At 49.9% G+C, this 22,782-nt stretch carries 21 protein-coding genes and 1 riboswitch; all 21 genes read right to left on the bottom strand.

What is annotated here, in order from left to right; translation table 11 throughout:
• Positions 1-238: 238 nt before the first annotated feature.
• The 21 genes from tenA to LKI20_RS05300 all read right to left on the bottom strand — a co-directional run bounded on the left by tenA (position 239) and on the right by LKI20_RS05300 (position 22,562).
• Positions 239-991 (bottom strand): thiaminase II, encoded by a 753-nt coding sequence (tenA, locus tag LKI20_RS05400; RefSeq protein ID WP_291771248.1) that lies wholly within the window; start codon positions 989-991, stop codon positions 239-241.
• A gap of 98 nt (positions 992-1,089) precedes the next feature.
• Entirely contained in the window at positions 1,090-1,758 is a 669-nt protein-coding gene (locus LKI20_RS05395; RefSeq protein WP_291771244.1) for an HAD family hydrolase, read from the bottom strand.
• Between the two features lie 4 nt (positions 1,759-1,762).
• Positions 1,763-2,581: a bifunctional hydroxymethylpyrimidine kinase/phosphomethylpyrimidine kinase gene (gene thiD, locus LKI20_RS05390; RefSeq protein ID WP_291771240.1), complete on the bottom strand. Its 819-nt coding sequence runs from the start codon at positions 2,579-2,581 to the stop codon at positions 1,763-1,765.
• A riboswitch (TPP riboswitch) is annotated at positions 2,574-2,689 on the bottom strand. Its footprint overlaps the gene before it by 8 nt.
• Positions 2,690-2,820: 131 nt before the next feature.
• The gene (locus LKI20_RS05385; protein ID WP_291771238.1) at positions 2,821-4,644 is read right to left on the bottom strand and encodes a DNA repair protein RecN; all 1,824 of its coding nucleotides are present in this window, start codon (positions 4,642-4,644) and stop codon (positions 2,821-2,823) included.
• A 12-nt stretch (positions 4,645-4,656) separates the two neighbouring features.
• Entirely contained in the window at positions 4,657-5,646 is a 990-nt protein-coding gene (locus LKI20_RS05380; RefSeq protein ID WP_291771236.1) for an NAD kinase, read from the bottom strand.
• Positions 5,647-5,696: 50 nt separating this feature from the next.
• A complete protein-coding gene (locus LKI20_RS05375) occupies positions 5,697-5,831 on the bottom strand; it encodes a hypothetical protein (protein ID WP_291771234.1) in 135 nt (44 codons plus the stop codon).
• 222 nt (positions 5,832-6,053) lie between these two features.
• Positions 6,054-6,821 (bottom strand): TlyA family RNA methyltransferase, encoded by a 768-nt coding sequence (locus LKI20_RS05370; protein WP_291771232.1) that lies wholly within the window; start codon positions 6,819-6,821, stop codon positions 6,054-6,056.
• A 1-nt stretch (position 6,822) separates the two neighbouring features.
• Positions 6,823-7,023, bottom strand: a complete 201-nt coding sequence (locus tag LKI20_RS05365; protein WP_291771229.1) for a hypothetical protein — start codon at positions 7,021-7,023, stop codon at positions 6,823-6,825.
• 14 nt (positions 7,024-7,037) lie between these two features.
• Positions 7,038-8,129, bottom strand: a complete 1,092-nt coding sequence (locus LKI20_RS05360) for an HAD-IIA family hydrolase (protein ID WP_291771227.1) — start codon at positions 8,127-8,129, stop codon at positions 7,038-7,040.
• Positions 8,126-10,132, bottom strand: a complete 2,007-nt coding sequence (locus tag LKI20_RS05355; protein WP_291771224.1) for a hypothetical protein — start codon at positions 10,130-10,132, stop codon at positions 8,126-8,128. The genes LKI20_RS05360 and LKI20_RS05355 overlap by 4 nt, the downstream gene beginning before the upstream one ends.
• An 86-nt stretch (positions 10,133-10,218) precedes the next feature.
• A complete protein-coding gene (gene tyrS / locus LKI20_RS05350) occupies positions 10,219-11,541 on the bottom strand; it encodes a tyrosine--tRNA ligase (protein WP_291773386.1) in 1,323 nt (440 codons plus the stop codon).
• Positions 11,542-11,730: 189 nt separating this feature from the next.
• Positions 11,731-12,249, bottom strand: coding sequence for a pyridoxamine 5'-phosphate oxidase family protein (locus tag LKI20_RS05345; RefSeq protein ID WP_434734943.1), 519 nt, complete (start codon positions 12,247-12,249; stop codon positions 11,731-11,733).
• 253 nt (positions 12,250-12,502) lie between these two features.
• Positions 12,503-13,990 (bottom strand): argininosuccinate lyase, encoded by a 1,488-nt coding sequence (gene argH, locus LKI20_RS05340; RefSeq protein ID WP_291771221.1) that lies wholly within the window; start codon positions 13,988-13,990, stop codon positions 12,503-12,505.
• Positions 13,991-14,117: 127 nt separating this feature from the next.
• Positions 14,118-15,356, bottom strand: a complete 1,239-nt coding sequence (locus LKI20_RS05335) for an argininosuccinate synthase (RefSeq protein ID WP_434734907.1) — start codon at positions 15,354-15,356, stop codon at positions 14,118-14,120.
• Between the two features lie 95 nt (positions 15,357-15,451).
• On the bottom strand, positions 15,452-16,054 hold the full coding sequence (locus LKI20_RS05330) for an arginine repressor (RefSeq protein ID WP_291771219.1): 603 nt from the start codon (positions 16,052-16,054) through the stop codon (positions 15,452-15,454).
• A gap of 35 nt (positions 16,055-16,089) precedes the next feature.
• Complete coding sequence (gene argF, locus LKI20_RS05325; RefSeq protein WP_291771216.1) at positions 16,090-17,064, bottom strand: ornithine carbamoyltransferase; 975 nt, start codon at positions 17,062-17,064, stop codon at positions 16,090-16,092.
• Positions 17,065-17,130: 66 nt separating this feature from the next.
• A complete protein-coding gene (locus tag LKI20_RS05320; RefSeq protein ID WP_291771213.1) occupies positions 17,131-18,420 on the bottom strand; it encodes an acetylornithine transaminase in 1,290 nt (429 codons plus the stop codon).
• Complete coding sequence (gene argB, locus LKI20_RS05315) at positions 18,407-19,363, bottom strand: acetylglutamate kinase (protein WP_291771210.1); 957 nt, start codon at positions 19,361-19,363, stop codon at positions 18,407-18,409. Before argB ends, LKI20_RS05320 begins: the two co-directional genes overlap by 14 nt.
• 95 nt (positions 19,364-19,458) lie before the next feature.
• A complete protein-coding gene (argJ, locus tag LKI20_RS05310; RefSeq protein ID WP_291771208.1) occupies positions 19,459-20,628 on the bottom strand; it encodes a bifunctional glutamate N-acetyltransferase/amino-acid acetyltransferase ArgJ in 1,170 nt (389 codons plus the stop codon).
• Positions 20,625-21,746, bottom strand: coding sequence for an N-acetyl-gamma-glutamyl-phosphate reductase (gene argC / locus LKI20_RS05305; protein WP_291771206.1), 1,122 nt, complete (start codon positions 21,744-21,746; stop codon positions 20,625-20,627). The genes argJ and argC overlap by 4 nt, the downstream gene beginning before the upstream one ends.
• Before the next feature lie 219 nt (positions 21,747-21,965).
• Complete coding sequence (locus tag LKI20_RS05300; RefSeq protein WP_291771203.1) at positions 21,966-22,562, bottom strand: hypothetical protein; 597 nt, start codon at positions 22,560-22,562, stop codon at positions 21,966-21,968.
• Positions 22,563-22,782 lie beyond the last annotated feature (220 nt).

Below are 22,782 nucleotides of genomic sequence, written 5' to 3'. Positions count from 1 at the left end.
GACGAATGCTTAGATACGGTTTGATTAGCGTTGCGGAGTACTGCACTGCTGAGATTATGGGCAGGGTGGAAACACCTCATCATTGAGGTTGCTTGCCACTGTGCCCAACGCTAGGGATGAGCCCTGAAACCACTATTCACCGATGTAACATAATGCTTTCGTAGCGATTATCATCGGTTCGTATCACTGATAGGGTGCAGCTATGCCTTGAGCATCAGCGTGCGTCCCGCTACGCACTTCACCGCTCGTCCCACTGCGCTTTCCATGAGCGCTGCATGCGGTAAGCACTGTCCCAAAACATATATTCGTGTTCTACGCCTACACGGAAAATCGAGTCCAATTCTTTGAGTCTGCGCTCACTAAGCTCTCGAGTCTGGTCCTCTATGATGTCTAGGAGCCAAACAGCGCTCTGCCAAAAATCATCAGCAGCATACATGTCTACCCAATCTTTGTAAGGATTGGCAGCCAGGGTTGCGCTGTTGTCGTGAGCTAAGCGAGTGCCATAGTCTGCATATACCCAAGCACAAGGCAGCACAGCCACTAATACATCAACCAGTGGTTTAGCATAAGCGATAGCGAGCATATTCGAGGTGTAAGCTCTGGCAAAAGCTGATTGCGTGGCCCCTTCAATTTGTTCACGAGTGATGCCATAGCGCTCAATATAGCTTTTGTGCACCTGATCTCGCTCACCAACAATGGCTTGTTGCACTTGCACCATCCTCTCGATAATTCTGTCATCATCACTCTTAGTCATCGCGAGCGCATGCACTTTGGCATAATCATTGAGATAGAGATAGTCCTGAAGCATGTAGAAGGTGAATCTCTCCTTTGAGAGCGTCCCCTTCCCCAGTTCTTGCACGAATGGCTGCTCATAGCCTTCTTGCCACACATCCTTGGAAACCTCATAGAATCTTCGTGCTATTGGTGTGCTGACTGATCTGCTGAGGTGATCGAAGGAAACTGGTAATACTGCTGGACGTTTTGTTGACATAGCTTGGTACTCCTTAAGTTGAAACTGTGCCAATAAGCACGTTGGCGGCAGGATTTCTAGGTCTTAGCGTGCTTATTGCACAGTTTCGGATGAATACTTTAGAGCAGTTCGCGGGGAGCATCCGAGAAATCGTGGATTGCACCTTCAGCTAATGCAGAGATATCTTGCCACTGCTGTTCAGATGAAGCATCGAACATCGCCCACGGATGCATGCCAATGCTTCCAGCGGTGTTGATACCGACCAACAAATCCTCAAATACCGTGCAATGCTTGGGTGCAATCCCTAGCAGCGACGCGGCATGTAGATACACGTCAGGGTGCTCTTTACCATTACCGCCAGCATCGTCGACACTGCAAATAGCGCTGAAATACTCAGAAATTCCAGCATGCTGTAACGCTGGATTCCGCAACTCGGGAGGTAGCGTAGTAGCGACTGCCAGCTTTGCGCCAGACTCATACAAATATTCCAAGTATTCGGCAGCGTGAGGTTTCAACTGCACCGTGGTGGCGTAAGCTTCTGCAGCCATACCGTTCCACTCCTGCATGAGGTCTTCGGGAGTATCAGTGAGACCAAAGCGCGCAATGGTATAGACCGCTATATCTCGAAATTGCATTGATGCGACGGTGGTGCTGAAATCCTCAGGAACTTCAATGTTTCGTTTCGCCAAAGATTGTGCATCCAGCTCATCCCAGACACCCATTGAATCGAGCAAGGTACCATCTAAATCAAAGATTGCGGCTTTGCCGTTGTTGAGATGATTGCTCACGTGTTTACTCCTTGAAACCGTCGAGTCCGTGAGCATACAAATCCCAGAAGTGATTCGTTGGCCCATTACCTTTACCAAGTTCGAGAGAATGTTCAATAGCCATAGTGACATACTGCTTGGCTCGTTCAATTGCCTTGTGGAACGGTAACCCTAAGGCCAAATTTGCAGCGATTGCTGAAGAATATGTGCAGCCAGTACCATGCGTATTTTTGGTCTGAATCCTCGGTGCTGTGAATTCGAAGAAACGTTCACCGTCGAAAAGCACATCAGTAGCATCACCTTTGGCATGCCCGCCTTTGACTAGCACGCTTGAACACCCCATAGCTTGAATCTGTTGAGCAGCTTCCCTCTGGGTATCCATGTCGGTAATAGACATACCTGCAATACGTTCAGCTTCAGGGATATTAGGAGTCAATACGTCAGCGCGTGGAATCACCGTTTCTATGAGCCAACCGATGCAAGATGGATCCATCAGCGGCGCACCATTCTTGGCATACATCACAGGATCAATAACCACATTAGGTGCCTGATACTGATTGAGCTTATTGACCACGACCTTCATAATGTCGGGACTGTCAAGCATCCCAACTTTGACGGCTTTTGGTGGAATATCTTCGAATACTGCATCAATTTGATCAGCAATAATGCTCGCGTCCACATCTAGCACCGATATGACTCGTGCGGTGTTTTCTGCAACTACAGAAGTTATGACTGACATGGCAAACACACCGTTCGCACTCATAGATTTAATGTCAGCTTGGATACCCGCACCACCCGAACAATCGGAGCCTGCTATTGACAGGACGGGCGTTAATGTACTCATTGCTGTTCCTCCCTACGCTGGTATTAACCAACAGGTTCTAAGGGTCAGGCACGGATGACATTCATCCGTGGTCTCTCTCAACTCCTTCGAGTTCCCCCGTAACATAAGTCGTTCCGACGCTACCGCCGAATGACGACAAGAAATCTTGTCTGCTTCACGCACTTGGCTGTGTGTGTGCCTGCTGAATCGCACAACGTGAGCTCATACGTGGGCTCATATCCTTGGCTCACAGCTATAGCTCAAATTCGGCTTGATTGCAGCAGTTCTCTAGCATGACTCAAGGAAGTCTCGGATTCACTGCCCGCTAGCATGCGAGCAATCTCTCGTTCACGTTCCAAACCCTCAACACGCTCGACGACAGTTTGAATCTCTTGAATCTGCTGGATCTCCCCTTCTTCGCTTGGTGCAGCCTCAACGTTTCGCAGACCTTTCGATACTACGAACTGGGTGTCCGCCCATGAGGCCACCTGTGGGAGATGGGTGACCACAATCACTTGAGCACTTTGTGCCAACAACGCTAATCGTTTACCTAATTCAACAGCTGCTTTGCCACCAACACCTGCATCAACCTCATCAAAAATAAACACACCCCTATCTGGAGTGCTTGCTGATGCGTCCGTTACCTGACCTCGCGAGGAATTATTTGGCGAGCCTGTTTCTGTTGACGTGCCGACACTGCGATCAGCGGCAACTAACTCTAATCCCAACATTAATCGGCTGAGCTCGCCGCCCGATGCACTCTTGCCCATCGCTAAACGCGGGGCTCCTGGAAATGCTGTAAACACAAACTCAATATCGTCACCACCGTGAGCGTCTAAAATGTTGGAGTTCTGCCCACCACTCGTTCTAGGATTCACTGTGACTTCTAATATCGATCCTCGCATAGCTAGCGCTTCAAGCTCTTTGCTCACACGCTGGCTCAACTGCTGAGCCGCTTTGCGCCTAACTACGCTGAGCGCGTCAGCGGCAGCCATTGCTTGTTTATTCAAGTTATCGAGTTCAGCTCGTAATGCTGCTAGACGTTCAGGTGATGCATCCATATCCTGCACATCATTTTCTGCTTTATCCCGCCACACGAGCACGTCAGCAATACTCGGACCCCAACGTTTGGTTAACTCATCTAGCTCGTGGATTCTCCCGTTAATCGTATCGAGATCGCTGGCACTGTCTTCATCATCAATTTGCCCGCTGAGAGTAAAAACCACTTCACTAATTTCTTGGCTCAGAGATTTCAATGTATCCGCAGCTTCGCCAAAAACTTCGTGGATATGAATATCTTCCAAGGACCGCGCTGCATCATCAATCAACGATAGCGCTCCAGCATGTTGTGCGTCTACATCCATTTGAGAAGGGTCTAGTGCACTCAGAGCGGATGCCACGCCGTGAGTTATTGCAGCCGCATGTTCAATACGTTCGCGGCGAGATTTTAACTCCTCATCTTCGCCCTTATGAGGATCAACGTCGTTAATTCGTGCGATTGATTCTCGTAAATATGTTGCCTGAGCAATTGAAGCGGATTGCTCACCTTCAAGAATGTTGAGTTTGTGCTTAATAGATTGCAACGCATCCCAAGCTTTGGTGTATGCCGCGAGTTCCTCACCGTCGTTGGCAAAGTGATCTAAAAACTCACGTTGGCGAGCGGAAGATGCCATACGCATTTGATCTGACTGACCATGGATGGTAATCATATGCGCCGAGATATTCTCAAGCACGCTTCGTGGAACCGTATGCCCGTTAAGCATCGCTCTCGAACGACCATGAGAGGGAACTGATCTGGTGAGATACAGCTCACCATCCTCGCCTGCGGCACCGGCATCATTTGCTAATTCGTCCGCTTGTGACCCTTGAGAAACTGCAAAAACAGCTTGTGCCCACACGTCATTACTTGTGCCTGACGAAGCTCTACCTGATTGAATCGACGCGCCAGACACTAAACGCAAAGCGTCCAACAACATCGATTTTCCTGCGCCAGTTTCACCAGTGATAGCTGTCATTCCTGAGCCGGTGGAAAGCACCGCGTGCCGTATTGGGCCAAGGTTGCGTATTTCAAGTTCCTCAAGCATTGCTCACCTTTTCTACTGACCGTCACTCTGATCTGGCGCTTCTAGGCTTCGCTGTTGCTGCTGCGCCTGCTGAGCAATCTGCTGCCCATCATGCTGCCCAGCACTATTTTGGCGCAGTCCCTTGTGATATCGGTGCTCACGCCAACCAACCACAGGAAGATCAAATTTCGTCACAAGACGACTAGTAAAGGGCACCCCGGAAAGTCTGGCTAATCGCAAGGTATCATGCGATTCTCTGACCTCAATACGAGTGCCTCGTGGCAACCCCAGTTGACGTCTTCCATCACAACAAATCCACCCATCCGATGTGGATTCATCGAGGATATCGAGCGAAAACTTTGAATCTGAGCCGATAATCAGTGGCCGTGCGAACAAGGCATGGGCAGCTAAAGGTACTAACTGCAGAGCTTTAACATCAGGCCATATTATCGGCCCGCCTGCAGAGAATGCGTATGCGGTTGAACCAGTTGGGGTGGCCACAATGACCCCATCACAACTGAAAGAGCTCATCTCTACATCATCAACGCGGATGCTGACCTCGACCATTTTCCCTCGGTCAGAACGCTCTAAGGTCACATCATTCAACGCCCAATCGCTGATAGGTTTTTCTGCGCCAGGCAGCCACACATCAATGTGCGCAATCATTCTGGAATCGATCGAATAGTCGTGAGCAGCAATTTTGCCCATCGCTTCGCTCATTTGAAAACTTTCAAATTCTGCAAGAAAACCTACATGCCCTAAGTTCACACCGAGAATAGGAACGTTAGTACATTTCACCAATTCTGCGGCACGCAGTATCGTGCCATCACCACCAAGCACTACAACGATTTCAGTATCTTCACTGACCAAAGGAGACGGCATCCCAAACTCCGGTGCCTCAAGATTGTCAATAATGGAAACAGAAAAACCAGATTGTCTTAGCTGCTCAACAGCCTCACGAACAACCGTACCGCCGGTGCGTAAGCGGCTGTGAGTAACCACCACCGCATTTCGCTGGCCCATACTCTCGTTCCTTCCCTATAGGACTGATAGGCATGTGAAGTTCACCATCATTATGGTTCACTATCGTTGTAGTTCATAGTGAAATATACCTGTGGACTATCCGCCGCTATCAATCCTAAACCACCAATACCCAATACAGGCTGAACGTGAAACTCCCAAAACACCCAAAAGCTGATATTTGGCATCTCGAGCTCCAAAATTGACATGAATGGAAGGCATATTGACTCGTTCAGGCATCACCAACTACAAGTGTTGTCGTTTGTGTAGGGATTCAAAAGTATCTCAACGTTTTTTAGAAGAAAGATTTGGCTTAATTCCAACAAAAAATCGATCGCTTGCGCTGAGGAATACTTGAGGTATTAGCAATAATCCCTACACAAACGAATAAGAGACCTCAATTTGACCTTCTAGAGGTCTTTTTGGAGCCATAACAGGTATTCAACATTGCCATGAGTGCCTGTGATTGGCGATGGTGTGCGTGATTTTACTGAAAAGCCGCAAGACTGAGCACACTGCTCAACCGATTGGACGGCGAGTTCACGAATATCATCGTTGTCGACAATACCGTGCCTGCCAAGTCGTTCTTTGCCAACTTCAAACTGCGGTTTTACCAACAGCACAACATGCCCACGAGAGCTAATCAAACGTGCAATTACTGGAATCACATAGCGCAGGGAGATGAATGAAACGTCGGACACTACGTAACTGGGCTGGAATGGCAAATCAGCAAGGTCGATATCCCGAATGTTGGCACCTTCCATCACGGCGACCCGTGGATCCTCGCGAATGCGATCAATCAGCTGCCCATGCCCCACATCCAGAGCAATAACCTTGTGAGCACCACGCCGTAGAAGCACATCAGTAAATCCTCCTGTGGAAGCACCAATATCTAGGCAGAAATGCTCATGAGGAGAAGGCAAACCCAATGGTTCGAAACTCTTGAATGCGCCTAATAACTTGTATGCGCCTCTGGAAGCATAATCGTCACCTGTATTAATCGTGATGCTGTCATGCGAAGTCACTCTCTGAGAAGCTTTGCTAGCAAGGTCACCGTTAACTCGGACTGCAGCACTGTCGATAAGATGCTGTGCCCTGGTTCTAGAACTCACTAGTCCTCGCGCCACAATGACTGCGTCAAGACGACCATCACTGACGAATACATCCGGAGTTTGCATATCAGTTCCTGCGCTGTTGCAAATCCTGCTCCAAGATTCTCAAAACCTCGGAGTAAGAAGCAATTTGAGTATCAAAATCTTGATCCTCGATGCCGCTCAGCTTGGGAAAACGATCTAGAAGAGAGCTATGCTCTGTTTCCGTTTGCTCCACATCTGTTTGCTCGACATCTGTTTGATCTGGGTTAGTAGCTTCCTCTGCCATACCAATCAGTGACCTTAGATAGTCAAGAGATCAGAAGGAATGCTGAGTTGAGCAGGGTCGCAACCACTATCAGCAGCTTCCCACGCGGCACAGCTCACAGCGCGAAGAGCGTCCAGACCGTCTGCCTGATACTGCTGTTCCTCTGTTGCTGAGATTGCTCCAACTGAAACATCTTCTGAACTGGTGAGCTGGATACCGTTATCTACCACCTTGGCCACTACATCACCGCATTGCCACGATCCATCAGCGCGCTGTACTGGCTGAGGATGCACAGCATTCAGACCTCGCAAATCTCTCGCTATGAAAGTTGGGCGTTGTATTTCCGGCGCGGTAAGTATCTGTTGCGCATCAGCAACGCCTGTCAAGACCACGAGTGAATCGTATCCACCGCGATTCGCGGCTTCAATATCAGTATCCAAACGATCACCAACTGGTAATGATTGAGCTACTGGAACGATGTCGTCCGTTCTGGAAAACAGCACTCTAGCTTCGTCGTACATCGCAGATTCAGGCTTACCAGCGGATGCAACCGGCTGCTTGCCCGTTGCTGCGATAACTGCCAGTTGCAGAGCACCGTTACCAGGTGCTATGCCCTGTTCACGTGGAATGGTCAAATCCCGATTCGTAACGTAATACTCGGCTCCGCCTTCAATAGCATATGCAGCTTGTGCAAGCTCATTAAAGGTCAAATCGGCATGCCACGACTGCAACACCACATCTGGATGGTCATCCGCATTATCAACAACTTGCATACCAACCTTGCGCAACTCATCACGCAAATGTTCTGCACCAACGACGAATACCTTTGTCCCCTGGTCAAAACGGCTAGCCAACATACGAGCTGCAACAATCGCGGAGGTGATAATCTGATCATCACCCAAGGTTATGCCGAAACCACGGAGTTGATCGGCTACCGTTTTGGGGAAACGGGAAGGGTTATTCGTAGTATATGAAGCCCTCATACCCAGCCGCTCAGACGCAGCAATCGCCTGAGCTGCATGCTCAACGGGGTTTTTACCTCGATATACAACCCCATCCAAATCCAACAGGGACAACGCATAATTCGAAGCAAGAGGACCGTTAGTCCCTTGAATATAGCGACTCATGACCGCCTCCGAAAACCTTCGTCTTCCGCTTCGATACCAATTTGCTGTAACTCGCTGTCTGAGAGGTCCTCGAGGTCATAGTCCACAGCAACATTTTGGGAACTTTCCTCATCATCTTCGTCAGCATATTGAGCTTCAAGCTTGTCCAGCAAAGGCTCTAGCGCAAGAGCATCCTCACTACGATCGTTTTGTTCAAGGAAGTTTTGCTCAGCCTGCACAGCCCTCATGCGGTAACCGCCTGAGAGTCCTTTAGCGAGCGAGAGAGTGTGGACTGTTTCTATGGCCTTATCCCAGAGGCCAAGATCACCAAGTGCTCCCGCATATACCAAGAACATCTCCGCTTTTGCGTCACCCTGCAGTTGCTTAGATTCGTCAGACGAGGCCACCTCAATAGCCTTGCGAGGATTACCTAAACCGCGTTCGCAGTCTGCCATAAATGGCAAATAATCTAGATAACCGTTCATCCGGTAAGCGGTTCTGAACTCCTTGAGAGCCAATTTATAATCGCCTTGACGATAAGCGATAAACGCCAAAGTTTCTCTAGCTAAATCAATACGAGATGCTTGACGGGCAATCCACTTGGCATGTTCGAGAGAGAGTTCCGGTTCCTCTTCTTCGACAGCATAAGCGGCAAGCATGTGCAGCCCAACGTTTTCTGCGTGTTCCTTACTTAGGCCACGCAAACGCTCCTTCTCATCCTTGGAAAGCATCGACCACTCCATGCCTTTAGGCATTTTTGGCTCGTCCGGTCGACGGTCGGTATAAGGGTTTTGTGAAGGGAAAGAAATCGTACCATCGGAGTTACGGCGTGGCTTGTCAAGGCGCTGAGAACCCTCGGCACCATGCTCGCCATTGCGATCATCTCGACGTTGGTATCCACCGCGATCACGGTGCTCATTACGCCCACCACGAGCATTGCGATCACCATATCCACCACTATCGTGACGACGATATTCACCCTGATGTTGGTCACCTTCGCGGCGTGGCCCACGATTACGATCATTACTGCGGTGATCGTCATATCTGCGAGCGCCATCGTTGTGCTTGTATTCACGACGCTCTTCGCCACCGCGACCTTGAGCGCCATAGCTGCGGTGATCGTCACGTCCTGCATTGCCACGATTGTCATAGCTGCGACGATGTTCTCCGCCGCGTGAATCACCACCACGGCGATAGCTACCATGCTGAGAATCGTCACGCCTTGGAGCTCCTCCACGGTGTTCGTCACGTCGTGAATCGCCACGATATCCTCTGCTTCGGTTGTCGTCATCACGCCTTGGAGAACGGTGTTCATTATCACCGTGTGAGTTATAACGACGTTCGCCGCCGTCACGATTGTCAAAGTCACGACGTGGACGATAGCCTTCTCTGCGTTGCCCACTGCGCTGCCCTTCACTACGCTGGCCACCACGCTGCTCGCTCCGCTGTCCACCGCCATTACGATGCCCGTAGGAGGAACGCTCGTTGTTGCGTCCTTCATTATCTCGACGCGGACGATATCCGCCACGGCTTGAGGAAGAGTCACGACGAGAATCGCTCTGTCTGCGGTCTGCACCATCGCGATTTTGGTAATCTTTGCCACCATCACGCCTTGGACGGCGGTCTGGACCATCTGCATGGAAGTTTGAGCTCTTACCTTTATATGATGATGAAGAAGAGCCGCGCCTGTCATCACTGCGATAGCTGCCTGATGAACGACGATCCCCGTAAGACTTATGCTCACCGTAGGACTTACGATCCCCAGATGAACGATGCTCACCATATGACTTGTGCTCGCCTGATGAACGACGATCACCATAAGACTTATGCTCACCGTATGATCTACGATCCCCAGATGAACGACGATCCCCGTAAGACTTATGCTCCCCCGAAGAACGATGCTCCCCTGATGAACGATGTTCACCGTAAGAGCGTCGTGCCTTGCCACGAGAGTTGCTTCCCTGTGAACGACCACCTGAACGAGATTGTCCCCCGCGCCCTGATGCGCTTCCATCTTCTGCCATATGTGTATCCTTATCCTCAATAATTCATTGCGCAGCACTCAAAGCTGCGGATCATCACCCACCATGGTGGGGAGCTCATTCTCAGTTCAGGAGCGTTTTAGCGCTCCCAGCGCCTTTTTCCCGCGTCGCAACAACGCGAATCTGCCGTGTAGAAAATCGTCCTCGGTCAATACAGCATCGCTGTCTTCCACCCGCTTATTGTTTACGTACACTCCACCTGAAGCGATAGTCTTACGAGCTTCTGATACAGATCGGAACAGCTTTGCTGCTACAGCAGCATTGACGATGCGATCTCCAATCTTTGCCTGAGCGAAAGCTTTGACATTCTCTATGCTGCTGACTTTAAGCCCGTCCAACGCACCTTCGAGTGTAGATTCATCAATATCATTGATATCTCCACCACGTCCAAACAGTGATGATGACGCATCAATCGCCTGTTGAGCGGCCTTCTCCCCATGAACATAGCTCGTAACTTCCCAAGCCAATACGCGCTGTGCTTCACGAGCGCCAGGATTATCTTGCGTAGATTGTGCAAGTTCTTCGATCCGCGCTTTGGGTAAGAAGGTGAAGTATTTCAGTAGTTTGATTACCTGATCATCTGGTTGATTAAACCAGAATTGGTAGAAACGGTATGGACTCAACATCTTGGGGTCAAGCCAAATAGCACCGCCCTCTGATTTGCCGAACTTTTTGCCTTGCGCATCAGTGATTAACGGGCTAGTCATCACATTTACGGTGGCTCCGCGTACCTTACGAATCAAATCAAGGCCGGAGGTTAAATTACCCCACTGATCGTTGCCGCCAATCTGCAACCTGCAAGCATAGGCATCGAAAAGATGCAGATAATCATTACCCTGCAACACTTGGTAACTGAACTCCGCAAAGGAAATACCTTCATCGGATGCGAGACGTTTGGCAACTGTTTCTTTGCTTAGCATGGTGCCAACGCGGAAGTTCTTACCAACATCACGTAGAAAGTCGATAACTGACATGGTGGCGGTCCAGTCATAGTTATTGACGAAATTGACGGCATTGTCGCCGTCATTATCAAGGAATCGACTGATCTGAGTTTTCAACTGCTCAACCCAGCCCTCAACTACCTCTTTAGGGTTGAGCTTACGCTCACCAGATTGGCGGGGATCACCGATGAGGCCAGTGGTACCACCCACTAAAGCCAGTGGACGATGACCTGCAGCTTGGAGATGACGCATCACCAGCAATTGCACGAGATTACCAATATGCAAGGAAGGCGCAGTAGGGTCGAAACCGCAATAATAGGTGATTGACCCGCCTTCGAGCGTCTTACGCAATTCTTGCCTATCGGTAGATTGCGCGATCAGTCCTCTCCATTCGAGCTCATCAAGGACGGAGTCAAACCCGGCTTCCTTGAAATTTCTCACCTGAGACATTGCTGTTGCCATACCCTTTCCTATTATCAAACGCTGGTCACTTAGGACCGTTTTCGCCACTTAAGTCTGACAGTAGATAGCGACAGCCGACCTCGCACCAACAACCAAAAGATAACTGCGATAAAAGTGGAGCTTTTCGAGTAAAAAACCGGTAATTAGCTCCACTTTTATCGCAGTTATCTCATATTCCTATGCAGAGTGGCGATGTGGGGTGGGTTTGGGGTGATTTTTGGCGGTGAAATGGGTTGTAGTGACCTTCCAAGCCGTGACTGTAGCGAGTTGACGTTCGGTGAACTGAATATTGGGCATATGCGCTTGCTTTGCCATCAACAGCGAAAGAGCGGTATTTGCTTCGGCAAAGTCCTCGATGATGCTTGCTGTGCCCGTGCCAATAATTGAGGTAAAGGACTCACTCCAATTACACGCAGTACGGCCTTCGATAACTTCACAATCACATTCCATCTCAAAAGCCACATCCATAGCATTGTGTGCTGCTCGTATCGCATCAATTTTGCGACCGTGGAGAGCAGAGTGCAGGAATAATGTCAGAGAGGGTGAATCTGAGTCAGCATCGTAGCGGTAACCAAAATTTACCGGGACAATGCTTAACCCTTCTTCGTCCTGATAAGCAATGCGAACAATATCGCAGCCATCAAGGATCGCGCGAATGTCATTGGGATCAGTGACTTCCCTGTCTGCTCTACGCATGGGACGGTGCTCCCCCGCAACCGTATGCTCGTGGTCTCTACGCAAGCTCTCTTTACGGCTTACCGGAACATCTGCATTACTTGGTTGCGCCGGTGCAGGCGTGTTATGCGCCGACATGACTGGAATCGTGGCATCCGATCCCGCTGATGTTGCATCGGTCATCGTTACTCCTATCTACAGAAATCCAGGTAATCCTTACTCCAAGGATGTAACCTCGAAGAACTCCTCGCCCAACAAATCGAGGAGCCAAGACTTACCTCAAAGACTCGGGATGCTTATAAGCACTGCCATCACTAATTGAATCAGCAAAAACGGTGAGAGTAGTTACTAGCGTTTGCGCAGCAGCAATCTGCTCCTTCACGCGTTCGGGCGCAGTACCACCTTTGCCGTTGCGTGAGTTTGCTGAGCCTTGCGCTGAAAGTACTCCTCTAACAGCAGCGGATTGCTCAGCAGGAAGAAATTCTTTAAACACCTCGGCGAAGTCAGCATCGCTCAAATCCCATAGTTCTTGCTGGCGACTTTCTGCAAGTTTTACACATGCACCAGAAAGCTCGTGCGCGTGACGGAAGGGAACGCCTTGCTTGACCAGCCATTCAGCGATATCAGTGGCCAAAGCAAAACCAGTTGGTGCTTGAGCAGCTAAACGTTCATGGTCAAAACTCAGAGTCTCGACCATACCAGTGAATGCAGGAAGGAGTATCTCTAATGTATCTACCTGGTCGAAGACTGCTTCCTTATCTTCTTGCAAATCTCGAGCATAAGCAGTAGGAAGTCCTTTGAGCGTGGCTAGCAGTCCGGTCAGGTCGCCTATCAAACGCCCAGCCTTACCACGAGCTAACTCTGCAATATCTGGATTCTTCTTTTGAGGCATAATCGACGAACCAGTGGAATAGGAATCATCAAGACGCACAAAAGCGAACTCCTGAGTGTTCCAAATGATGATTTCTTCGCTGAGACGAGAGATATCTACGCCAGCCATTGCAGCAATAAAAGCGAACTCAGCGACTGTATCTCTAGCAGCAGTGCCGTCAATAGAATTATCAGTCACCTTAGAAAAGCCAAGCTCTGCTGCCACAGCTTGAGGGTCAAGCCCCAACGTATTGCCTGCAAGGGCACCAGAACCGTAGGGGCTAGCATCAGCTCGCGCATCCCAATCAACCAAACGTTGCACATCTCGCAACAGAGGCCAAGCATGAGCCATTAACTGATGTGCAAGCAACACTGGCTGAGCATGCTGCATATGTGTGCGACCAGGCATCACAGCATTTCCTGCAGCTAGGGCCTGTTGAATTAACGCTGTCACTAGCTTTAATAACAAAGCGGCCACAATTCGTGAATGACGACGTAACCACATACGAATTAAGGCTGCTATTTGATCATTACGTGAGCGACCAGCGCGCAATTTACCGCCAAGTTCATCACCAGCGATAGAAAGCAAACCACGTTCCAAAGCAGTTGCTTCGTCTTCGTCCGCTTCCAACGGTATAAAGCTGCCATCATCAACATGGCGCTGCAACTCATCGAGAGCTGACTCCATGTCGTTAAGTTCTTGTTCGTTGAGGAGTCCCGCACGACCAAGAGCGCGCGCATGTGCTCTTGAACCGGCGATATCATCATCCGCCAGTCGCCAATCAAACTGCGTCGACTTGCTCAATGCTGCCAATTCCGGGGAGGGACCCGAAGTAAAGCGTCCACCCCACAACGCCAGTCGGCTTTCAGTGTGCTGAGATTCACCGGTCATGAATTGACTCCTCATCGTTCATTCATGGTATATGGACCATGGTGGTGCAAATCCCTGCCGTTGTACGCAACGGCAGGGAACCTAGCTGTTGCCTAGTAGGCCTATGCCCACTAGGCTATGCCAACTTCTACTTCACTTCGCCTTGCGGAACTTCGACAGCATTACCAAAGCGAACGTCGCGAGCAGCAGCGACCTTGCTCGGCAGACCATAAATCTCAATGAAGCCGTTCGATGCCTTTTGATCAAAGGAATCGCCGGACTCATAGGTTGCCAGACTGTAGTCATACAGAGAGGAATTCGAGCGGCGACCAGTAACCACGGCACGCCCGCCGTGTAGCACCATACGAACCTCACCAGAAACATATTCCTGTGTGTCCTTGATGAAGGCCGTCAGTGACTTCACTGCTGGTGAATACCACTGTGCGTCGTAAACAAGTTCACCCCAACGCTTATCGATATCACGCTTGATGCGATGTTGCTCGCGCTCCAAGCAGCTGTTCTCGAGTTCATCATGGGCCGTGATTAATGCAATTGCACCAGGTGCTTCGTACAGTTCACGTGACTTGATACCAACGAGACGATCTTCAATCAAATCAATACGGCCGATGCCTTGTGCACCTGCGCGACGGTTCATCTCTTCGATAGCTTGCAAAGGCGTTACCTGGCGTCCATCAATCTTGACGGGGATGCCCTTCTTGAACTCGATAACCACTTCATCCTCGACAGGAGGGAATGCGGGGTCATCTGTGTAGGAATAGACATCCTTGGTCGGACCGTTCCATGGGTCTTCCAAGTAGCCTGTTTCGATTGCACGTCCCCAAACATTCTGATCGATAGAGTATGGGCTTTTTTCAGTCTGCTCAATCGGCAGCTTATGCTCTTTTGCGTAAGCAATTTCCACGTCGCGCATAAGTCCAAGATCACGAATTGGGCTAATGGCTTTGAGGGTTGGATCGATTGACATAATCGACACCTCAAAACGCACCTGATCATTGCCCTTACCTGTGCATCCATGAGCGATAGTGTCTGCACCAAACTGATGTGCTGCACGTACCAAATGCTTGGTAATGAGTGGCCTTGAAATAGCAGAAACCAGTGGGTACACGCCTTCGTACATCGCATTTGCTTGCAGCGCAGGCATGCAGTACTCATTAGCAAACTCGTCTCGGGCATCCACAATATAAGACTCAACTGCGCCACAAGCAAGTGCACGCTGCTTAATGGTTTCTAGACGCTCGCCCCCTTGACCTACATCAAGAGACACTGCGACGATGTCCTTACCAGTCTGATCCTTGAGATACGGGATGGCGACTGAGGTATCAAGTCCTCCTGAGTACGCCAGCACGATGCGATTCTTGTTGGTCATTGCTGCCCTTTCCTTCATATGGTTCAAGTGTTGCAAAAGATGCAGACTCCCATGAACCTCATTTTCAGAGTCTGCGACATGTGAATGTTGGCGATTTATCCGTTTTCGCCTTTTGGATGTGAGCTGTCGCCACCGGATGCCAGGTTCAGCAACCACGACGCACGCTGTATAGCGGTGTCGTTATCACTGGCGATGGCCATCACAGTATCGTCGCCAGCAATAGTTCCTAGGATGCCGTCAATGGGTTGTCGATCCAGCACACTGGCAACATACTGCGCCGCACCCGATGGTGTATGTACCACCACCAAATTCTGTGCAGAAGCCACTGATGTCACTAAACCCGAAAGCACACGCGACATCTGCTGCTCGAATTTGGTCATGTTGGACCAACTCAGAGCACTGTTCTCATACTCGTGAACGCTCTCGGGTGGAATTCTGCCGTTGAGTGCACTCTCGTGTTGCAGACTAGGCACTGTGTAGCAGATACCACCGTCGGCTGTGCGCACCTTCGTAGCATGCATTTCATCGAGATCCCTGCTCAACGTTGCCTGAGTAACCTCAATATGTTGAGACGCCAGCACTTCTGCGAGCTGCTGTTGCGAGGTGATGATGTGTTGCGCTAAGACTTCGTGAATCGCGCTATGCCGTGCTGCCCGCGTTGAAGGCCGTTGCAGTGGCATTGAAGATTCAGTACTCATCAGTTCACCTCCTTACATCTCAAGGTTGTCTATCCTTACTTGGTGTTACCGAGTAGGGACATATCGTCACGCTGCTGAGCAATCAGCCAAGTCAATAAAGCTTTTTGCGCGTGCAGACGATTCTCAGCTTCATCCCAAACAACCGATTGTGGCCCATCAATTACTGAAGCAGTCACTTCTTTGCCACGATATGCAGGCAAGCAATGTTGGAAGAGCGCATCATCCGCTGCCAGAGCCATCAATTCGTCATTCACCTGATAATCCCAGAATGGTTTAGAACGAGTGGCGTATTCACTTTCTTCTCCCATTGAAACCCAAGTATCGGTGAACACACAGTCTGCTGCATGCACAGCTTCACGAGCGTCTGTGGTAACAAGGATGGAACCGCCATTGTTGGCTGCGATTGCCTCTGCGTCGGCAACAATCTGTGAATCAGGCAGGTACCCGTACGGGCCCGCGATACGTACATGCATGCCAGCAGTAGCACCGGCAAGTAAATATGAATTCGCCATATTGTTTGCGCTGTCACCTAGATAGGCGATGGTTTTGCCTGCCAATTCTTGTACTCCACCGCGATGTTGCGCAATAGTCAGGAAATCTGCAAGTACCTGGCATGGGTGGAATTCATCGGTGAGAGCGTTAACCACAGGAACAGTGGCATAACGCGCCATCTCTTCCACACGCTCTTGCCCAAAAGTTCTCCACACAATCGCAGAAGTCATGCGAGTAAGCACTCTCGCGGTGTCTGCTACAGGCTCACCTCTACCGAGCTGTGAACCTCCCTTATCAATAACTAAGGGATAGCCACCCAGTTCAGCCACACCTACCGAGAAGCTCGAGCGGGTACGTGTGCTCGGCTTGTCAAACAGCACAGCAACAGCCTGTGGGCCCTCAAAAGGACGCGAAAATGAACGATTTTCACGAAAATTCATTCCCAATGCCAGTATTTCAAGCTGCTCATCATGACTAACGTCATCGTCTCTGAGCATATGTCTAAGTTGACCTGTCATCTCTTCTCCTCTTCATCCTCCGGTAACTACAAGCAAGCTTCTAGTTACGCTCTGATCGGCAGGCGCCTAATCGTTCTTCAAATCTGTTGGCATTGCTGACAATACCTTTACACATGCGTCGACATCCTCAGCGCTTACCACCAGCGGAGGTGCGAAACGTAAGGCATCAGGAGCAACGGCATTCACGATAAGACCATGCTCTAATGCCCAATCCACCGCCGCATGAGCACAGGGATGAGAGAGTTGCACTGCATCAAGTAACCCTCTTCCCCTAGTACTCAGGAATAGCGGATTGCCGCAATGATCAATACCGCTGCGTAATTGTTGGCCTCTAGCCTCAGCATTCTCGATGAGATGTTCATCCTGAATTGCAGTGAGCGTAGCCACTCCTGCAGCTGCACCTAAAGGATTTCCTGCAAAAGTTGAACCATGCGAACCGGGGGTAAATAATGCGCTCAGCTTTTCTCCGAAAGCAATTAACCCTCCCATGGGGAAACCTCCAGCGACACCTTTGGCAAAGGTCACTGCATCTGGGATAACTCCACCGCTTAAATCCTCACGCTGGAAGGCAAACCATTCACCAGTGCGTCCGATGCCGGTCTGCACCTCGTCGAAAATCAAGAGCGCACCATACTCATCGCATAAGGCTCTGACACTTTTGACATATTCTGGGTCCATAGCTTTGACGCCAGCTTCACCCTGAATAAGCTCCATAATTACAGCAGCTACGGGGCCTTTGCCGTATCTTCCCTTACCAGCACTGCTGAAGGCATCCTCCATGGATTGAATATTGCCAGACTCAGCAAATTCGATATTTGGTACGAGAGGTGCAAACGGCAATCGAATGTCAGGTTTCCACGTAGCGCTCAATGCACCGAGCGTTCTGCCATGGAATCCGTGCGTCAAAGCCACAATTCTTGCAGCTTTACCACCAATTTTAGGCAAAGCTCCATGCATGGTGCGGCCATAAAGTTTCGCTAACTTGATGGCTGCCTCATTACCCTCAGCCCCTGAGTTGCCGAAATATACGTGAGATCCTTCGGGAGCTCCGGCTTTCTCAATGAGCATCTGAGCGAGGGTAATTTGCGGTTCACTTGCAAAGTAATTACTCGTATGCGCTATTTTCCCAGCCTGCTCAGTGATTGCAGCAACCCACTTGGGGTGTGCATATCCCAGAGCATTAACGGCTATACCGCCAAGAAAATCTAGATATTCATTACCATCAACATCCCAAACATGGCTCCCCGAGCCGTGATCCAGCACACGCAGTGGCGTACCGAAAACATTCATGTGGACATCATGATATTCGCTGAGCCAATGATTATCATCGGCTCCTAAAGTTTCAAGCGTCTTCATATGAACTCCTCATTTCGATGCCGTCCTCAGGCACCACCATCGTTCCTATACCAGCTGTCGTGAAAATTTCATTGAGCAGAGAGTGGGGTTTGCGTCCATCAATGATGTGAGACTGCTCGACTCCCCCATCCAGTGCACGCACACAAGCTTCCATCTTTGGCCTCATCCCAGATTCCAAATCTGGCAACATATCGCGAAGATTTTCAACCCCTATGCGGCCAATCAGCGAATTCTTATCAGGCCAATCAGCATATAACCCGTCCACATCAGTAAGAATCAGGAATTTGCGTGCTCCTAAAGCGGCAGCCAATGCGGCAGCAGCCGAATCTGCATTGACATTCAACACCTGCGTTGCATCATCTTCATTCGGAGCTACAGATGAGACCACAGGAATGCGACCTGCATTGATAATGTCTTCAACAGCAGATGCATCAACGCTCACTACATCGCCTACCAAGCCGATATCCGTCGCTTTACCTTCGATAATTGGTCTACGTTGCATGGCTGAGAACAATGCTCCATCCTCGCCAGAAAGACCTACCGCATATGGCCCATGAGCATTAATCAAACCAACCAATTCGCGAGAAACCTTACCGGTGAGCACCATGCGAACCACATCCATAGCTTCTGGGGTAGTCACTCGCAACCCACCACGGAATTCAGATTTGATGCCTAAGGCCTTGAGCATGCTAGAAATTTGTGGCCCACCGCCATGAACCACAACGGGGTGGAGCCCAACCTGTCGCAAAAACACCATGTCTTCAGCAAAACAACGCTTGAGATGGTCATCAACCATCGCGTTACCACCGTATTTGATAACCACACGCTGCCCTGAAAACTCTTCAAGCCATGGAAGAGCTTCAATAAGTACCTCCGCCTTCTGATCAGCACGAAGATCGGTATGCACATCGAAGTGAAATCCCGGTCCTTTGACTGGTGTCATTACAATCCTCTATTTCTGTTACTCCGCTACCTGAAGCTGTGGTGCTGTCTCCTGTAAGATGTTCATCGCTTAATTCGGTGAGCATTACTTAAGATTCAGGATTCATACTCCGAGTTTATTTGTACGTAGTCATGTGTGAGATCATCTGTCCAAATAGTTCCTTGAGCATTTCCCTCATGAAGGTCGACGGTGATATCAACCTCGCGCTCTTCCATGGTGACCAAGGATCGGGATTGACCTGGTTTCCCTCCGTCACACACCATGACACCGTTGATATTCACGGTGACATTATTGGGATCGTAAGGCGCAACAGACTGAGGTACTGTGCCCAACGATGACACCACACGACCCCAATTAGGATCGTTACCAGCGATAGCGCATTTGAGCAGATTTGCACCTGCTATTGCCCTAGCACAGCTCAGCGCTGCTTGCTCACTAGTAGCGCCTTTTACAGTTACATTAATATCGTGCGATGATCCCTCTCCATCACCGACTATTTGACGAGCCAACGATGCACAAGCTTGGCTCAGCAATGCTGAGAACTCTTCCATATCTGGTTCAACACCTGAAGCTCCCGACACCAATAGCAGTACTGTGTCATTGGTAGACATACAACCGTCAACATCAATGCGATCGAAACTTGTGCCTGTGGCCTGCCGTAATGCCTCGTCAGCCTGCTCACTGCTCAGAGCAGCGTCTGTGGTAATCACACAAATCATCGTGGCCAGCTGAGGCGCAATCATTCCTGAACCTTTGACCATGCCACCAATGTGATATCCAGAACCATCAAGCGTAACCGTTTTAGGCTTAGTATCCGTGGTCATAATCGCATATGATGCATCTTCACCTGCCTGTGGTGTATCAGCAAGCTGCGCAAATGCATGGTCAACGCCTTGTAACACATGATCGATAGGCAATAGTTCGCCTATAAGGCCAGTCGAGGCTACAGCTACCTCTGCCGGCTCTGCACCTAGCTGAGCAGCTGCCGCGCTGGCGGTTTGTTCTGACTGCCGGTAACCAGCTTCACCTGTGCAAGCATTAGCTCCACCAGAGTTAATGACTACGGCTTGCAAGCTGCCATCTGATATAACTTTGCGTGACCATTGAACTGGTGCTGCACAGAAACGATTTGAGGTAAACACACCGGCAGCATGGTGCAGTGGACCTCGGTTGACCACAAGAGCCAAGTCTTTTTTACCTTGATGTACTGAAATTCCAGCGGGAATACCTGCTGCTTCAAATCCCTGCGCGTATGTGACGCTCATGGAGCTACTCCTATCATGGTTAAACCGTTCATCTCGGGCAGATTCATCGCTATATTCAATGACTGCACCGCCTGCCCTGCGGTGCCTCGATTCAAATTGTCGATTGCAGCGAAGGCTTGCAAAGTATGCGATCTATGATCTATAGCAACTTGAATATGTGCCGCGTTGGAACCGATTACGTCCGCTGTGGCAGGCATAACGCCTTGTGGAAGTACCTGAATAAAATCTTGGCCTTCGTAAGCTTGCGTCCAAATCTCATGTATTGCTTCGTCAGTGAGCCCTGCGGCTCGCTCTGTCATAGGTGCTACAACACTAGCCAAAATTCCTCGTGCCATAGGTACCAACATAGGAGTAAATGACATAGCAATATCTTGTTTGATGGATGCAGGCTCAGCGGTTGCAGGCTCAGTAGTTGAGGCTTGAGCTGCGTGGCTGAGATTTTGCAATATCTCTGGGATATGCCTGTGTGAACCTCCAACGCCATAGGGCGTGGCTGAGCCAAATGCTTGAGCAGCAAGAAGATTCGTGCGCTTAAGGTTTTTGCCGGCTCCTGAATAACCTACGGCAAGGTTGGCGACAATAGCTTGCGCATCAACAAGGCCAGCTGCAAGAGCAGGTTGAAACGCCAAGGTTACCGCAGTTACGTTGCATCCAGGACCCGCAATCCTTTTAGCTCCTACGATTGATTCACGTTGGCGTGTTACCTGACCGTCGGCATTACTGCCGGTAATAAGTTCGGGCATACCGTATGTCCAGTGTTGAAAGAATTCACCGCCGTAATACTCATCCCAGAGTTTCTGCTGCTCTAAACGATGGTCAGCTCCTAAATCAACCACTATGGCATGTGGATCCAGATGCTCTGCCAATTTGCCTGAAGCTCCATGAGGCAAGGCAAGAATAATCACATCATGACCATTAAGAACTTCTGCAGTAGTATCTTCCACCACGAGATTACCCAATTGAGGAATGTGAGGCATGTGAATAGCAAGTCGATCACCAATTGATGAGTGCCCAGTAACACAGGTCACTGCAAAATTAGGGTGAGTAGCTAAAATCCTCAGCGCCTCGCCGCCTGCATAGCCTGTCGCTCCCGCAACAGCAACCGTATATTGTGACATCACAGCTCCCCATCAATAACCGTTTATCGTGTTTGCACACGATGGTGTTTGAACGCGATAGTTCAAACAGTAAAGTTGTTATTGAGCATACCCGTTATGCACTGTTATGCATAATTATGCAAAAAGGCGTGTCGTCATTAGTTCTGTGCTTGTAACATGACCTCAGCAATGCAGTCAGCAAAGCTCTGGGCTGATCACATTGCTGGGTCCAGCAGAAAGTTAGGCAGAGAAGGATGTACCGGTACCTGTATTGGCAACAGCCCAGCGTGAAATCATCGCCAATAAATCTTCACCGCTGATGCCGTAATACGTCATAACCGCCATCACAATAAGTTCTATAACCGCTATTACCACAGCAGCGATTGCCAAACCTCTTCCCTTCATATGGAAAACAGTGGTCCGATAAATCGCAATAACCCCCATAATCAGAGGCAGAATCGGTATGGCCATAAACAGCGACATAATAAAAGAGATCACAGCATAGGGATCCCAACGACCATACACAGGATTTTGATTTGGGTCATCCAGATTCACACCGCCAAGGAAGCGGGGTTGCCCCTTACCTCCGGTCATCTGAGGCTGTCCACTCGGGGAGTTCAATCCACCAGGATTGAAGTTATTCGGATTTCCCATTGGAATATTGTTCCCATTGGGCTGCCCCGTATGACCATGTGAAGTGTCACCTGGAGCAGAACCTTGTTGGTGGTGCCCAAAAGGATTCACCAAAACGGGATTCTGCTGATTATCCGGCGCTTTCTTCTCAGGTTCTGGCTTGCCGTAGATATAGGGGTCCCAACCTGGATATTGACTCCGCAATGCGCCATAGTCCGGCGTTGATCGCTGTCCATACTGTGGTTCACGTGTATTGGAGGACCCCTGTGCTATCTGCTCAGGGGCTACAGGACGTGGAGCATCACCACTACGTGGGGCTCCGACCTGACCGTTGACAGGGCCTGACCCATCGCTCTGCGAATAACCGCCGGCGATGGGCTCTTGCCCCTCATCATTCTTATTCTCGTTCGTATTTGCCTCCTCC

The sequence above is a fragment of the Bifidobacterium sp. genome, assembly GCF_022647885.1.
GTDB lineage: Bacteria > Actinomycetota > Actinomycetes > Actinomycetales > Bifidobacteriaceae > Bombiscardovia.
The sequence above is the reverse complement of the archived record's forward strand: the minus strand, read 5'-3'. Positions and strand labels throughout refer to the sequence as shown.